The organism is Curtobacterium sp. AG1037 (genome assembly GCF_003349855.1).
Lineage (GTDB): Bacteria > Actinomycetota > Actinomycetes > Actinomycetales > Microbacteriaceae > Curtobacterium > Curtobacterium citreum.
On the sequence record NZ_QQAO01000001.1, the window covers coordinates 265,718 to 281,288 of the forward strand.

Annotated in this window: 10 protein-coding genes and 1 tRNA gene; 8 read left to right on the forward strand and 3 right to left on the reverse strand. The window is 72.4% G+C overall.

Annotated elements, in window-relative coordinates; all coding sequences use genetic code 11:
* Positions 1 to 81: 81 nt before the first annotated feature.
* The 3 genes from DEU32_RS01240 to DEU32_RS01250 all read right to left on the reverse strand — a co-directional run bounded on the left by DEU32_RS01240 (position 82) and on the right by DEU32_RS01250 (position 2,375).
* Positions 82 to 780 carry a DedA family protein gene (locus DEU32_RS01240; RefSeq protein WP_114848991.1) on the reverse strand — a complete coding sequence of 233 codons (699 nt, stop codon included), beginning with the start codon at positions 778 to 780 and terminating at the stop codon, positions 82 to 84.
* A 102-nt stretch (positions 781 to 882) separates the two neighbouring features.
* Positions 883 to 966, reverse strand: a tRNA-Leu gene (locus tag DEU32_RS01245).
* Between the two features lie 83 nt (positions 967 to 1,049).
* Positions 1,050 to 2,375 carry an MFS transporter gene (locus tag DEU32_RS01250; protein ID WP_058743129.1) on the reverse strand — a complete coding sequence of 442 codons (1,326 nt, stop codon included), beginning with the start codon at positions 2,373 to 2,375 and terminating at the stop codon, positions 1,050 to 1,052.
* Between the two features lie 42 nt (positions 2,376 to 2,417).
* Between DEU32_RS01250 and mnmA the strand changes: the two genes are divergently transcribed.
* The 8 genes from mnmA (at position 2,418) to DEU32_RS01290 (ending at position 15,556) form a co-directional block, all read left to right on the forward strand.
* Complete coding sequence (gene mnmA, locus DEU32_RS01255) at positions 2,418 to 3,524, forward strand: tRNA 2-thiouridine(34) synthase MnmA (RefSeq protein WP_114848992.1); 1,107 nt, start codon at positions 2,418 to 2,420, stop codon at positions 3,522 to 3,524.
* Positions 3,525 to 3,610: 86 nt separating this feature from the next.
* Positions 3,611 to 6,019 carry an NAD-dependent DNA ligase LigA gene (gene ligA / locus DEU32_RS01260; protein WP_114848993.1) on the forward strand — a complete coding sequence of 803 codons (2,409 nt, stop codon included), beginning with the start codon at positions 3,611 to 3,613 and terminating at the stop codon, positions 6,017 to 6,019.
* Positions 6,020 to 6,098: 79 nt separating this feature from the next.
* Positions 6,099 to 7,511 (forward strand): alpha/beta hydrolase, encoded by a 1,413-nt coding sequence (locus DEU32_RS01265; protein WP_147281383.1) that lies wholly within the window; start codon positions 6,099 to 6,101, stop codon positions 7,509 to 7,511.
* Between the two features lie 176 nt (positions 7,512 to 7,687).
* Positions 7,688 to 10,078, forward strand: a complete 2,391-nt coding sequence (locus DEU32_RS01270; protein WP_114848995.1) for a transglycosylase domain-containing protein — start codon at positions 7,688 to 7,690, stop codon at positions 10,076 to 10,078.
* Positions 10,079 to 10,980: 902 nt separating this feature from the next.
* Positions 10,981 to 11,280, forward strand: coding sequence for an Asp-tRNA(Asn)/Glu-tRNA(Gln) amidotransferase subunit GatC (gene gatC, locus DEU32_RS01275; RefSeq protein WP_058728900.1), 300 nt, complete (start codon positions 10,981 to 10,983; stop codon positions 11,278 to 11,280).
* Between the two features lie 10 nt (positions 11,281 to 11,290).
* Positions 11,291 to 12,838, forward strand: a complete 1,548-nt coding sequence (gene gatA / locus DEU32_RS01280) for an Asp-tRNA(Asn)/Glu-tRNA(Gln) amidotransferase subunit GatA (protein WP_114848996.1) — start codon at positions 11,291 to 11,293, stop codon at positions 12,836 to 12,838.
* The gene (gatB, locus tag DEU32_RS01285; RefSeq protein WP_114848997.1) at positions 12,838 to 14,343 is read left to right on the forward strand and encodes an Asp-tRNA(Asn)/Glu-tRNA(Gln) amidotransferase subunit GatB; all 1,506 of its coding nucleotides are present in this window, start codon (positions 12,838 to 12,840) and stop codon (positions 14,341 to 14,343) included. Before gatA ends, gatB begins: the two co-directional genes overlap by 1 nt.
* Before the next feature lie 127 nt (positions 14,344 to 14,470).
* Positions 14,471 to 15,556, forward strand: coding sequence for a type III polyketide synthase (locus DEU32_RS01290; protein ID WP_114848998.1), 1,086 nt, complete (start codon positions 14,471 to 14,473; stop codon positions 15,554 to 15,556).
* Positions 15,557 to 15,571: the final 15 nt, after the last annotated feature.

Consider the following 15,571-nt stretch of genomic DNA (forward strand, 5'->3'; position numbering starts at 1 on the left):
CCGGGCACACGAGACGCCCCCAACGCACGAGACGCCCCCGGCAACGGGGGCGTCTCGACGGTTCGGGGGCGTCTCAGTCCGTCAGGGCCGTTCGCGCTCGGCCTCGGCCTCGGCCTCGGCGGCGTGCTTGGCCTTCCGAGCGGTCCGCCAGTAGTGCAGGCCCGCGGGCACGACCGTGACCAGCACCGCGAGGATGAGGATCACGTCGATGTAGTTCCGCACGACGTAGGCGATCGGCGGGATGTACCCGAGGAAGTACCCGAGGAAGGTCACCCCGACGCCCCAGATGATCGCGCCGATCGCGTTGTACAGCGAGTACTTCTTGTAGTTCATCCGCCCGACCCCGGCCGCGATCGGCAGGAAGGTCCGCACGACCGGCACGAAGCGCGCCAGGATCACGGCGAGCGGGCCGAAGCGGTGGAAGAACGCGTTCGTGCGGTCGACGTTCTCCTTCGAGAACAGGCCGCTCTCCTTGCGCTCGAAGATCGGTGGGCCGGCCTTCTTGCCGATGTAGTACCCGAGCTCCCCGCCGAGGAACGCCGCGGCGCCGATCATCAGCGCAGCGACCCAGATCGGGATCCCGCCGATCTGGCCGCCGCGGTCGAAGGCGAACAGGCCGGTGATCACGAGCAGGCTGTCACCGGGGAAGATGAACCCGATCAGCAGGCCGGTCTCCGCGAAGACGATCCCGCAGACGACGAGCACGGCGATCGCGCCGAAGTGGTCGAGGATGTACTGCGGGTCGAGCCAGGGGATGAGGGCGAGGGGAAGCGCGTGCATGGTTCTTCCGGTCGAGGTCGGGGTCACGGGGGACACCCGCTCGACGAGGGTACCGCCCAGTCCCTGTCGAACCATCCCCCGGGAGACTGATGCGCCCCGCCCTGGTGCGGAAGGAGGGACTCGAACCCTCACGCCTGGGGCACAGGAACCTAAATCCTGCGTGTCTACCGATTCCACCACTCCCGCGAGCAGCGGCAGTCTACCGAGCATGACCGGCGGGGCAGACGGGCACCGATCCTCCAGACCGATCGCGCGCCCGACCACCTGCGTCACCGCAGCCTGCGGGGCAGGTACCGCGGTACGTACCGCAGCAGCACCCCGACACCGACCAACCCGAGGACGCCCATGACCCCGCTCGCGAGCGCGAGCGACGCGACCGCCGTGACCCCAGAGATGACCAGCGGCGCCGCCGCCGACCCGAAGTCGCCCGTGAAGCGCCACGCGCCGAGGAACGGCGCGGGTTCCCCGCGGGGCGCGAGGTCCGCGCCGAGCGTCATGAGGATGCCGGATCCGACACCGTTCGCGAGTGACATCCCGATCGCGATCGCGACGAACCAGCCGACGCGGGCGTCCAGGTGCCCGCTCCACGCGAGCAGGAAGTAGCTGACCGCGAGGCCGAGCATGCACGGCAGGGCGCTCGCCAGACGCCCCCAGCGGTCCATGATCTGCCCGCTCGTGTAGAACAGCGCGAAGTCGACGGCACCCGCGATGCCGATCACGAGCGCCGCGGTCGAGTCGTCCATGCCGACGCTCACCGCCCAGAGCGGCAGGATCACCTGGCGGCCGGCGCGGAGCGCGCCGATGAGCGCGGCGCCGCTGCCGAGCCGTGCGAGGACTCCGCGGTGCTCGCGGAGGGTGCGGAAGAGGCCCTGCGCCTCGCGCTGCACGAACTGCGCGCCGGTGTCGGTGGGCGGTTCGAGCGGGTGGCGGACGTCCGCCCCGTCGGCTGCGGTCGGTGCCGTGGTCGCGTCTGCCGGCCGGGAGGATCGTGGCGGCACCCGCAGACCGCGTGTGCCCGTCGCGGGGTCGCGCAGGACGAGCAGGACGACGGCCGCGGCCAGGCAGCAGGTCACGTGGATCCAGAAGGCGCTCTGGGTCGTGCCGGTGAGGTGCACGACGGCGGCGGAGATGAACGGTCCGACGAAGTAGCCGAAGCGGAAGACCCCGCCGAGGCTGGACAGGGCGCGGGCGCGGATCCGGAGGGGGATCGCGGTCGTCATGTACGCGTGCCGGGCGAGGGCGAACACCGCCGTCGAGACGCCGACCAGGAACACCCCGACCGCGAGGACCCAGGGGTTCGGCGCGACGGTGCAGACGAGGAGCCCGACGACCGAGACGACCGCCGCGCCGATCATCGCGTTCCGCTCGCCGATCCGGCCGACGACGATCCCGGAGGGCACGTCGCCGATGAGCTCCCCGACCAGGATGAGCGCGGCGACGAAGCCCGCGAACGCCAGGCTCGCCCCGAGTGACGACGCCGCGATCGGGATGATCGGGATGATCGCGCCCTCGCCGATCGCGAAGAGCGCCGCGGGCAGGAAGCCCGACAGCAGCACGCCCCGGAAGTCGAAGGCGTCGTCCCTGGTGCTCGTCATCGTCGAGCCACGGTACGCCGGTCTCGGAGTTACCCTGGACGCATGCGTGTTCTGGCGGCGATGAGCGGTGGGGTCGACTCAGCAGTGGCCGCGGCACGGGCCGTCGACGCCGGGCACGACGTGGTCGGCGTGCACCTGGCCCTGAGCCGGATGCCCGGGACGCTCCGCACCGGCAGCCGCGGGTGCTGCACGATCGAGGACTCGATGGACGCCCAGCGCGCCGCCTCGGCCCTCGGCATCCCGTACTACGTGTGGGACTTCTCGGCGCGGTTCAAGGAGGACGTCGTCGACGACTTCGTCGCCGAGTACCAGGCCGGTCGGACCCCGAACCCATGCATGCGCTGCAACGAGCGGATCAAGTTCGCGGCGCTGCTCGAGAAGGCGCTCGCGCTCGGGTTCGACGCCGTCTGCACGGGGCACTACGCCTCGATCGTGACCGGGCCGGACGGCGCCCGCGAGCTGCACCGGTCGGCGGCGTGGGCGAAGGACCAGTCGTACGTCCTGGGTGTGCTCACCGCGGAGCAGCTCGAGCACGCGATGTTCCCGCTCGGGGCCACCCCCTCGAAGGACGAGGTCCGGGCCGAGGCGGCGGCGCGCGGGCTCACGGTCGCGCAGAAGCCCGACTCCTACGACATCTGCTTCATCCCGGACGGCGACACCCGCGGCTGGCTGGCCGACCGCGTCGGGACCGCCCCCGGTGCCGTGGTCGAGCGCGACGGTACGGTGGTCGGCGAGCACGAGGGTGCCACGGGCTACACGGTCGGGCAGCGCCGTGGGCTGCACCTGGGCCGGCCGGCGCCGGACGGCAAGCCCCGCTTCGTGCTCGAGATCCGTCCGAAGGACAACACCGTGGTCGTCGGCCCGAAGGAGGCGCTCGACGTGTCCTCGCTCGCCGGGTCCCGGTACACCTGGGCCGGGTCCGCGCCGGCCGACCCGACGGTGCCCTTCGCGTGCGAGGTGCAGATCCGTGCGCACGGCGACCCCGTGCCGGCGACCGCCCGGGTGGAGGACGGCGCGCTCGTGGTGGACCCGGACCAGCCGCTGTCGGGCGTCGCCCCCGGGCAGACCGCGGTGGTCTACGTCGGCACCCGGGTGCTCGGGCAGTGCACCATCGACCGGACGGTGTCCGCGGTCCCGATCCCCGCCTGACCGTCCCCGGTGGTCCCCGCGGTGCGCCGCGCCGGGGCACGTTCGTCGCTGCGTCCCGCGTCGGCGGTGCACGGTAGAACTGACGCATGAGCGAGACCGACGCCACGTTCGAGACCATCGACCCGGACGACCTCGACGCGGCCCAGGCCCAGCGCGAGGTCGACCGGCTGCGCGTGCGCATCAACGAGCTGCGCGACCAGTACTACGAGGGCAACGGCTCGACGGTCTCCGACGGCGAGTACGACGGGCTCGTGCACCGCCTCGACGCGGTCGAGCAGCGGTTCCCGGACCTGCTCACGCCGGACAGCCCCACGCAGACCGTCGGCGGCCAGGCGCAGACCGTGCAGTTCGCGCCGGTCGAGCACGCCGAGCGGATGCTGAGCCTGGACAACGTGTTCAGCCCCGACGAGCTGACCGACTGGGCCGTCAAGGTGCAGCGGGACGCTGGCGCCGAGCGCGTGCGCTTCCTCACCGAGCTGAAGATCGACGGTCTCGCCATCAACCTGCGGTACGAGCACGGACGGCTGGTGTCGGCGGCGACCCGCGGCGACGGCGTGGTCGGCGAGGACGTCACCGGGAACGTGCGGACGATGGGCACGATCCCCGACCGGCTCGCGGGCACCGGACACCCGCCGCTGGTCGAGGTGCGGGGGGAGATCTTCTTCCCGGTCGAGCAGTTCGACGAGCTGAACGCCCGGCAGCGCGACGCGGGGGAGCGCGTGTTCGCGAACCCGCGGAACGCCGCTGCAGGGTCCCTCCGGCAGAAGGAGGAGGGCAAGTCCGAGGCGAAGCGCGCGCTCATGGTGGACCGCCTGCAGCGCCTCCGGATGCTCGTGCACGGGATCGGTGCGTGGCCCGTGCGGGAGCTCGAGTCGGAGACCGACGTGCACGCCCAGTCCGAGGTGTACGAGCTGCTGCAGACCTGGGGCCTGCCGACGAGCACCCACTACCGGGTGTTCGACACCATCGACGAGGTGCAGGTGTTCGTCCGTGACTACGGCGACCGCCGGTCCTCGGTGGAGCACCAGATCGACGGCATCGTGATCAAGGTCGACGACCTGGCCCTGCACGAGGAGCTCGGGTCGACCTCGCGGGCGCCGCGGTGGGCGATCGCCTACAAGTACCCGCCGGAAGAGGTCCACACGAAGCTCCTCGACGTGGTCGTCAGCGTCGGGCGCACCGGCCGGGCCACCCCGTTCGCCGTGATGGAACCGGCCGAGGTCGCCGGGTCCGTCGTGCGCCAGGCGACCCTGCACAACCAGGACGTCGTCAAGGCCAAGGGCGTGCTCATCGGCGACACGGTCGTGCTCCGCAAGGCGGGCGACGTCATCCCCGAGGTCCTCGGCCCGGTGGTGGAGCTGCGCGACGGCAGCGAGCGCGAGTTCGTGATGCCCGAGACCTGCCCGGAGTGCGGCACGCCGCTCCGCCCGGCGAAGGAGGGCGACAAGGACCTGCGCTGCCCGAACGCCCGCAGCTGCCCGGCGCAGGTGCGCGGCCGGGTCGAGCACATCGCGTCCCGCGGCTCGCTCGACATCGAGGGCCTCGGCGAGGTCGCGGCCGCCGCACTGACCCAGCCGCTCCACCCCGAGACGCCGCCGCTCGTGACCGAGGCCGGGCTGTTCGACCTGACGATGGAGGACATCGTCGGGATCGAGGTCATCGTCCGCGACGCCGAGACCGGCATGGAGAAGACCGACGAGGACGGCACCCCGAAGCGTGTGACGCCGTTCAGTCGGGCGCGCAAGAAGACCGATCCGCCGTTCGACCCGGACGCCCGCGGCTCGGACCACACCGGTGCGCCGAGCCGGTACCCGTCGAAGAACGCGTTCGAGATGCTCGCGAACATCGACGCCGCGAAGACGAAGCCGCTCTGGCGCATCCTGGTCGGCCTGAGCATCCGGCACGTCGGACCGGTCGCCGCCCGTGCCCTCGCGAACCACTTCGGCTCGCTCGACCGCATCCGCGAGGCCTCTCGCGAGGACCTCGCGGCGGTGGACGGCGTCGGCGGGATCATCGCGGACGCCCTGATCGACTGGTTCGCCGTCGACTGGCACCGCGAGATCATCGACCGCTGGACGGCCGCCGGCGTGCAGTTCACCACCCCCGACCACCCGGGGCCCGGCGCCGCGGTGGAGGGCGGCGTGCTGACCGGCCTGACGGTCGTCGCGACGGGGTCCCTCGAGGGGTACACGCGAGAGGGTGCGCAGGAGGCGATCATCGCCGCGGGCGGCAAGGCCGCGTCGAGCGTCAGCAAGAAGACCGACTACGTCGCCGCCGGCCCCGGTGCCGGGTCGAAGCTCACGAAGGCCGAGCAGCTCGGTGTCCGGATCATCGACGCGGAGCAGTTCCGGCTGCTCGTCACCGAGGGGCCGGACGCGATCGCGCCGGAACCCGAGCCGGAAGGCGAGACCGCCGAGCCGGAAGGCGAGACCGCCGAGCCGGAAGGCGAGACCGCCGAGCCCGAGGCCGCCGTGCCGGACACCGCCGTGGACTGACCCAGCACGGTCTCCGGGCCAGACCGGGGTACGCCACACCCCGGTCGGTACCCAGTTCGGGGCACAAGTTGCAGCGTGCATGCCGCTCCGCGGCCATTCTCCTTACACTCGGAAGGGCATCACTCGTCGCCTGGAGGGGGACGGCGAGACGGCCTTCCCGGGGGAGACCATGCTGCTCATCGCCGCGGCCCTGCTCACCGCCTCGATGCACTCGCTCGGAGTGATCGAGGCCCCTGGGGTGCCCACCGTCGCACACGGTGTCGTCGCTGCCGCTCCGGCGAGCGCCGCGGACGGACTGCTCGGCACCGCGCGGGGCACGGACTTCCTCGCCGACCTCGCGACCGTCGACCGGGACGCGCTCGCGGCCGCCGGGCACGACGACCGGGTGCTCGCCGCCGCGCAGGACACTCCGCCGGCGGCGACCGACGTGGCCGGGTGGTGGTCCGCGCTCGACGACACCACGAAGGCCCGCCTCGTTGCGCTCGCCCCCTCGGTCGTCGGGAACCTCGACGGCGTCCCCTACGACGTCCGGGACCGGGCGAACCGGCTCGCCCTCGGGATCGACCTCGCCTACCCCGGCACCACGGCGGCCGAGCGCGCGATGCTCGACCAGGTGCGGGACTCCCTCGAGCACGCCGCGGGGACGCCGTACCGGTCGCTCGTCGTGCTCGACACCCGGGGGACGGGCCGCGCGGCGATCGCGGTCGGCGACCTCGGGACTGCAGCGGACGTCACGGTCGTCGTCCCCGGCATGTTCTTCACCGTCGGCGGTCAGATGCACGACTTCACGGACACCGCCGGCGACGTGTACCGCGAGCAGACCGCGGTCGCCGGACTGGCGCGCCCGGACACCCGGCACGGCAGCGGCACGGGCGAGGCCGTACTGGCGTGGATGGGCTACGAGACGCCGGACCTGTCGAACATCCTGTCGCTCGACCTCGCGAAGACCGGCGCCGGGCGGCTCGAACGACTGGTCGACGGGCTCGACGCCGTGCGCGGGCCGGGGGAGAGGCCGCGGCTCAACGTCGTCGCGCACTCGTACGGGTCGACCACGGCGATGATGGCCCTGGCCTCCGGGCGGATGCAGGCGGACACGCTCACGGTCCTCGGCTCGCCCGGCAGCGACGTCCGTTCCGCGGCGCAGCTCGCCGTCCGCCACGGGCAGGTGTTCGTCGGTGACGCGCACGACGACCCGATCGCGGGCACCGGGTACTTCGGTACCGACCCGGGTTCGGCAGGGTTCGGCTCGACGCTGCTCGACCTGTCGGACGACCTCGCGGCGCAGGGCGAGGGCACGTTCCGTCGGCCGGTCGGGCACAACGACTACCTCAAGCCCGGGACGGCCTCGCTGCACGACGTTGCGCTCATCGCGGTCGGCCGCGGCGACCTCGTCCGGCACCAGGGCGGCGGCGGACCGGGCGGTGACGGCTCGACCCAGCCCCTGCCCGACATGTACCTGGTGCGCCCCCAGGACCTGCAGCCGCGGGACTGACCGCACCGCCCGACCGCCTGCCGGGGCCGTGGCGAGGCGGGCCGCGGCCGACGGACCGACGTGCCACGATCCTCCAGGCCGGCCCACGTGCTTCCTGAAGGGGTTCCTGTGGGCCGGTGCAGCCACCGACGGTTCCACGGCAGAACCACCCCAGACCACGCCCGTACGGTTCCGCCATGCGTGCGTTGCGGTGGCCCGGTGCCCTCTTGTCGTTCGTGGCGATCTCCGGCCTGGCCGGGATGCTCGTCGCGGTCGCGGTGACGCCGGCGGTCGCCGTCGCCGGCGAGGGCACCTCCGGCGCGGTGGCGTTCTTCGAGGACCTGCCGAGCTACCTCGACATCCAGGCCCCGCAGCAGGTGTCCTCCGTCTACGCGACGCAGGGCGGCCAGCAGGTCAAGATCGCGTCCTTCTACAGCGAGAACCGGACCGACGTCACCTCGAACGCGATGGCGGACACGCTCAAGCAGGCCGCCATCGACACCGAGGACCCGCGCTTCCGGCAGGAGGGCGGCATCGACGTCCTCGGCACCATCCGCGGCGTCGCGGCGACCGTCGTCGGCGGCGACGTGCAGGGCGGGTCGAGCATCACGCAGCAGTACGTCAAGAACGTGCTCGTGCAGCAGTGCGAGGAACTGACCGGCAAGGACGCAGCCGACACGCAGAAGAAGATCGCCGCCTGCTACCAGGACGCCGCCGGGGTCACCCCGCAGCGCAAGCTCCAGGAGATGCGGTACGCGATCGCCGTCGACAAGAAGTACTCGAAGGACCAGATCCTCACCGGGTACCTCAACCTGGTCGGGCTCGGCGGACGGGTCTACGGCGCCGAGGCCGGAGCCGAGTACTACTTCGGCGTGCACGCGAAGGACCTGTCGCTCCCGCAGTCCGCGACGCTCGTGGCGATCCTGAACAACCCGTCGAACCTGCGCATCGACCAGCCGAACGACAAGGACAACGGGCAGGCGAACGGCTACGCCCTGACGAAGGACCGCCGTGACTACGTGCTGCAGCGCATGTACGTGCACCACGACATCTCGAAGGCCCAACTCGACCAGGCGAAGGCCACCCCGATCACGCCGAAGATCACCGACACGGCCAACGGGTGCTCCGCCGCGGCGAGCACGTACGACGCCGGGTACTTCTGCGACTACGTCCGGAACCAGGTGCTGCAGGACCCCGCGTTCGGCAAGACCGCGGCGGACCGGATCGAGACGCTCGACACCAAGGGGCTCGAGATCCACACCTCGCTCGACCTCGACCTGCAGGCCCAGGCCCAGTCGGCGCTGTCGTCCTACGTCCCGGCCACCATGGACGGCGTCGACGTCGGTGGGACCAACGTCACCGTCGAGCCGGGCACCGGTCGCGTGCTGTCGATGGTGCAGAACACGAGCTACACGCAGAGCGACAACGGCGGTGCCGGCGCGACCGCGATCAACTACAACGCGGACACCGCGTACGGCAACTCCGGGGGGTTCCAGACCGGTTCGACGTACAAGGTGTTCACCCTGGCGGAGTGGCTCGCGTCGGGGCACACCCTGTCCGAGTCGGTCAACACGACCGAGCACACCTTCCCGCAGTCCGAGTTCACGAACTCCTGCGTGCGACTCGGCGGCGACCCGTGGAAGGTCGCGAACGCCGAGAGCGTGCCCGCCTCGATGACCGTGCAGGCGGCGACGTCGGAGTCGATCAACACCGCGTTCGGCGCGATGGCGAAGCAGCTCGACCTCTGCAAGATCAAGGAGACCGCGCAGGCGATGGGCATCCACCAGGCGGACGGGTCCGCGCCGGACTCCAACCCGGCGTCGGTGCTCGGGACGAACAACCTGTCGCCCATCGACCTGGCGGAGGCCTACGCGGGCTTCGCGAACGGCGGCATCGTCTGCACCCCGACCGTGATCGACTCCGTCAAGGAGGCCGACGGCACGAGCATCACGCCGTCGCCCTCGTCCTGCACCCGGGGCGTCTCTCAGGAGGTCGCCGGCACCGTCGACTACGCCCTGCAGGGGGTCCTGACCGGCGCCGGTACCGCGGCCACGGCGAACCCGGGCGACTCCGTGCCGAAGTTCGCGAAGACCGGCACCACCGACGGTGACGTGCAGAACTGGCTCGTCACCTCGACGACGAAGTACACGAACGCGACCTGGATCGGGAACGTGCAGGGGAACGTCGGGCTCGCGAACGTGCCGTTCCCGCACGGGACGACCGGGTACAGCGCGAAGTTCGGGGTCGGCCGCTCGATGATGACCTACCTCGACCAGACGCTGTCCGGCGGGGCGCTGCCGGCGCCGGACCCGGCCATGATCGGTTCTGTGGCGAAGGCGCCGTCGCCGTCCTCGTCCGGTGACTCGACTGCGGGTTCGGCTGCGGGTTCGGCCTCGTCCGGGCAGGGCGCCGGTTCGACGCCGTCCGCGCCGTCCACGCCAGCTGCTCCGGCTGCTGGTGGTGCTGGTGCTGGTGCTGGTGCTGCGGCCGGGTCTGGTTCTGGGTCTGGTTCGACGGGCGGCGGTGCGTCCGGCGGCGGATCCGGGAAGGGCGGGACGACCGGGCCCGGCTCGGGTTCCGGCAAGTAGCGGACAGGAGGCGCGGTGCCGGCTCGGTGGGTCGGCGCCGCGCCTCCGCTGTGTGCGCAGGCCGCGTGCGGCGTGCGGCGTGCGGGGCGCGGCGCGCGGTGCGGCGGCGCGTGGCGTGCGGTGCGGCTGTGTGTGGCGCGGGGCACGTGGCGGCGAGCGGGCGAAGTACGCGGTGTCCCGCGGGAGTGGCGCGACGATTCCGCCCGCTCGGGTTCCGGGGTCGGCTGCGCGCCGCGGGACCGGGCCCGCGCGGCGGACCGGGGCCGTGCCTCCAGGCCGTGACGGGGCGATGCTCGCGACCGCGAGCGAGCGTTCCGTGCGGTGCGCGCTCCGGGCGGCGAGCGGGAAGCGCCCACTCGCGTGTAGCGAGGCGGCGAGCGGGCGGAAAGGGCGCGTCGCCTGGCGGGGTGGTCGCGGATACCGCCCGCTCGCGGTGGCGGGGCGGCGTCGCGACCGCGGGCGGCGGGGTCCGTGCGGACGGGAGGCGGCGAGCGGGCGGAAAGGGCGCGTCGCCTGGCGAGGTGGTCGCGGATACCGCCCGCTCGCGGTGGCGGAGCGGGGTTGGGACCGCGGGGACGCGGTTCGTGCGGATGGGAGGCGGCGAGCGGGCGGAAACGGCCCTTCACCTGGCGGGGTGGTCGCGGATACCGCCCGCTCGCGGTGGCGGGGTGGCGTCGCGACCGCGGGCGGCGGGATCCGTGTGGACGGGAGGCGGCGAGCGGGCGGAAACGGCCCTTCACCTGGCGGGGTGGTCGCGGATACCGCCCGCTCGCGGAACGGGAACGGGAACGGGAACGGGAACCGGGGCGGGGTGGGAACGGGCCCGGAACCGGAGCGGGACCCGCGCGTCGGGACCGGCCAATAGACTGGTGCGCATCCCACGAACCGATCGACGGAGCACCATGCCTGACATCACGAGCGAGCAGGTCGCGCACCTGGCGAACCTCGCCCGCATCGCACTCACGCCCGACGAGATCGAGAAGCTGACCGGGGAGCTGTCGCACATCGTCGAGAGCGTCGCCAAGGTCGCCGAGGTCGCGACCGACGACGTCCCCGCGACGAGCCACCCCGTGCCGCTCGGCAACGTCACCCGACCCGACGTGGTGGGGCAGACGCTGACCCAGGAGCAGGCGCTGTCCGGTGCCCCCGACTCCGACGGCGAACGGTTCCGGGTGACGGCGATCCTCGGCGAAGAACAGTAGGCGACAGAAGATGACCGACGACATCACCAAGCTCAGCGCCGCGGCGCTCGCCGACGCCCTCGTGGCGCGCGACGTCTCGAGCGTCGAGGCCACCCAGGCCCACCTCGACCGCATCGCGGCCGTCGACGGGGACGTCCACGCGTTCCTGCACGTCAACGAGAACGCCCTCGCCGTCGCGAAGTCGATCGACTCGCGCCGCGCGGCCGGGGACGACCTCGGTGCCCTCGCGGGCGTGCCGATCGCGATCAAGGACGTCCTGTGCACGCAGGACATGCCGACGACCTCGGGTTCGAAGATCCTCGAGGGCTGGCGGCCGCCCTACGACGCCACCCCGGTCGCCAAGCTCCGCGCCGCCGGCCTCGTGCCGCTCGGCAAGACGAACATGGACGAGTTCGCGATGGGCTCGACCACCGAGTTCTCGGCCTACGGTCCGACGCACAACCCGTGGGACCTCGACCGGATCCCCGGCGGGTCCGGCGGCGGTTCGGCCGCCGCGGTCGCCGCGCACGAGGCACCGTTCGCCCTGGGCTCCGACACCGGCGGCTCGATCCGCCAGCCGGGCGCCGTCACGGGCACGGTCGGTGTGAAGCCGACGTACGGAGGGGTCAGCCGCTACGGCGCGATCGCGCTGGCGTCGAGCCTCGACCAGATCGGCCCGGTGTCGCGGACGGTCCTCGACGCCGCGCTCCTGCACGACGTCGTCGGCGGGCACGACCCGAAGGACTCCACGTCCATCCCGGACGCCTGGCCGTCGATGGCCGCGGCCGCGCGCGAGGGCCTGCAGGCGGACACACTCCGCGGGCTCAAGGTCGGCGTCGTGAAGGAGCTCGCCGGTGGCGAGGGCTTCCAGGCCGGCGTCACGCAGCGCTTCCAGGAGACCGTGGCGATCCTCGAGGCCGCCGGTGCCCAGGTCGTCGAGGTCGACGCCCCGAGCTTCGCGTACGCGATCAGCGCCTACTACCTGATCCTGCCGGCCGAGGCGTCGTCGAACCTCGCGAAGTTCGACTCCGTGCGCTTCGGCCTGCGCGTCACGCCCGAGAACGGTGCGACCGTCGAGGACGTCATGGCCGCCACGCGCGAGGCCGGCTTCGGCCCGGAGGTCAAGCGCCGCATCATCCTCGGCACGTACGCCCTGAGCGCGGGCTACTACGACGCGTACTACGGCTCCGCGCAGAAGGTCCGCACCCTCGTGCAGCGCGACTTCGCGGCCGCGTTCGAGCAGGTCGACCTGCTCATCAGCCCGTCGGCCCCGACCACCGCCTTCCCCCTGGGGGAGCGGCTCGACGACCCGCTGTCGATGTACCTCAACGACCTCACGACGATCCCGGCGAACCTCGCCGGCGTGCCCGGCATGAGCATCCCGAACGGCCTCGCGCCCGAGGACTCGCTGCCGACCGGTGTGCAGCTGATGGCCCCGCAGCGCGAGGACGCCCGCCTGTACCGCTACGGCGCCGCCCTCGAGCGTCTGCTCGAGCAGCAGTGGGGCCACCCGCTCATCGAGAGCATCCCGGACCTCGACCCGTACCAGCAGTCCGCTGCGCAGGAAGGTGTGATCTGATGGCGCAGAAGGACGCGCTGATGGACTTCGACGAGGCGCTCGAGCGCTTCGAGCCGGTGCTCGGCTTCGAGGTCCACGTCGAGCTCGCGACGAAGACGAAGATGTTCTCGGACGCCCCGAACTTCTTCGGTGGCGAGCCGAACACGAACGTGACGCCGGTCGACCTCGGGCTCCCCGGGTCGCTGCCGGTCGTGAACGAGCAGGCCGTGCGCTACTCGATCCAGCTCGGGCTCGCGCTCGGCTGCTCGATCGCCGAGTCCTCGCGGTTCGCCCGGAAGAACTACTACTACCCGGACAACCCGAAGAACTACCAGATCTCGCAGTACGACGAGCCGATCGCGTTCGAGGGCGAGGTCGAGGTCGAACTGGCCGACGGCACGATCTTCACCGTCCCGATCGAGCGCGCCCACATGGAGGAGGACGCCGGCAAGCTGACCCACGTCGGCGGTGCCACCGGTCGCATCCAGGGCGCCGAGTACTCGCTCGTCGACTACAACCGCGCCGGTGTCCCGCTCGTCGAGATCGTCACGAAGCCGATCTTCGGTGCGAAGGACCGCGCCCCCGAGCTCGGTGCCGCCTACGTGCAGGTCATCCGTGACCTCGTCCGTGCGCTCGGCGTCTCCGAGGCCCGCATGGAGCGCGGCAACCTGCGCTGCGACGCGAACATCTCGCTGCGCCCGTGGGGCCAGGAGCAGCTCGGCACCCGCACCGAGACGAAGAACGTCAACTCGTTCCGCGCCGTCGAGCGCGCGATCCGCTACGAGATCCAGCGGCAGGCCGCGATCCTCGCCGCCGGCGGCACGATCACGCAGGAGACCCGGCACTGGCACGAGGACACCGGCCGCACCTCGGCCGGCCGACCGAAGTCCGACGCCGACGACTACCGCTACTTCCCGGAGCCCGACCTCCTGCCGGTCGTGCCGGACCCCGCCGTCATCGAGGAACTCCGCGCGTCCCTGCCGGAGGCCCCGGTCGCCCGTCGCCGTCGCCTCAAGGGGGAATGGGTCTTCAGCGACCTCGAGTTCCAGGACGTCGTGAACGGCGGCCTGCTGGACGAGGTCGAGGCCACCGTCGCCGCGGGTGCGTCGCCGCAGGCCGCCCGCAAGTGGTGGACGGGCGAGATCAGCCGCGTCGCGAACACGCAGGAGACCGCCGCGGGTGACCTCGTGTCGCCGCAGCACGTCGCCGAGACCATCGCGCTCGTCGAGTCCGGGGACCTGACCGACCGCCTGGCACGCCAGGTGCTCGAGGGCGTCATCGCCGGCGAGGGCTCGCCCGCCCAGGTGGTCGAGTCGCGTGGGCTCAAGGTCGTCTCCGACGACTCCGCCCTGACCGCCGCCGTCGACGAGGCCCTCGCGGCCCAGCCGGACGTGCTCGCCAAGATCCAGGACGGCAAGGTCCAGGCCGCGGGCGCGATCATCGGCGCGGTCATGAAGGCCATGAAGGGCCAGGCCGACGCGGCCCGGGTCCGCGAGCTGGTCCTGGAGCGCGCGCAGCAGTCGTAGCGCGACCAGCAGACGGACTGGAGGCACGTGGCGGGTCCGCCACGTGCCTCCAGTCCGTCTCGCGGCCCGTCTGCGGTGCGGTCACCGATCCTGGGGACGCGTCAGCGACCCGGTGACAGGATGGGTCGTGACCGCAACGATCCGCGCCGTCGGGACCGCCGTCCCCACCACCACCCTCGACCAGGCGGCGGTGCGGGACCTGTTCGCCGGCCAGCCCGACCTCGGCAGGCTCGGCCGCCGACTCGTGCCGGCCGCCTTCGACGGGTCCGACGTCGCACACCGGCACACGGTCCTCGAGGAACTCGACAGCGCGCGGCCCGGCGGCACCTTCCGGCAGGACGACGGCGCACTCGTCTCGCCGTCCACGGGCACGCGGAACGACCGCTACCGGGACCTCGCCCCGGCCCTGTTCGTCGCCGCAGCCCGGGACGCCGTCGAGCGCGCGGGGATCGAGCCCGCACGGGTGACGCACCTCGTCACGGTGTCCTGCACGGGGTTCACCCAGCCCGGGCCGGACATCGACGTCGTCGCGCAGCTCGGACTGCCCGCCGGGGTCTTCCGGCACCACATCGGCTTCATGGGGTGCTGCGCGGCCTTCCCGGCGCTCCGCATCGCCGCCGCGTTCACCGAGGCCGACCCGGACGCGGTCGTGCTCGTCGTCTGCGCGGAGCTCTGCACGCTGCACGTCCGCGCCTCGGACGACCCAGACCAGATCGTCGCGAACAGCGTGTTCGGGGACGGGGCCGCCGCGGTCGTCGTGACGCAGGGCGGGCCCGGGCTCCGGATCGAGCGCTTCGCCACCGCCACGGTCCCCGAGGGGGCCTCCGAGATGGCGTGGAACATCGGCGACGAGGGCTTCGAGATGATCCTGTCGACGGCCGTGCCGAAGCTCGTCGGCGTGCACGTCCCGGCAGCGGTGCAGGGGCTGCTCGGCGAGGGCGAGACCCCGTCGGACGTGCCGGTGTGGGCGGTGCACCCCGGTGGCCGGGCGATCGTCGACCGCGCGCAGGACTCGCTCGGGCTGCCGGACGCGGCGGTCGCCTCGAGCCGGAACGTGCTCCGCGACCACGGCAACATGTCGAGCGCGACGGTGCTGTTCGTGCTCCGTGACGCCCTCGAGCAGGGTGTGCCGGACGGGTCGTCGCTCGTGGCGGTCGCCTTCGGCCCCGGGCTGACGGTGGAGAGCGCCCGACTCACGGCGGTCCCGGCGTGAGCGGGCGTGCCGGAG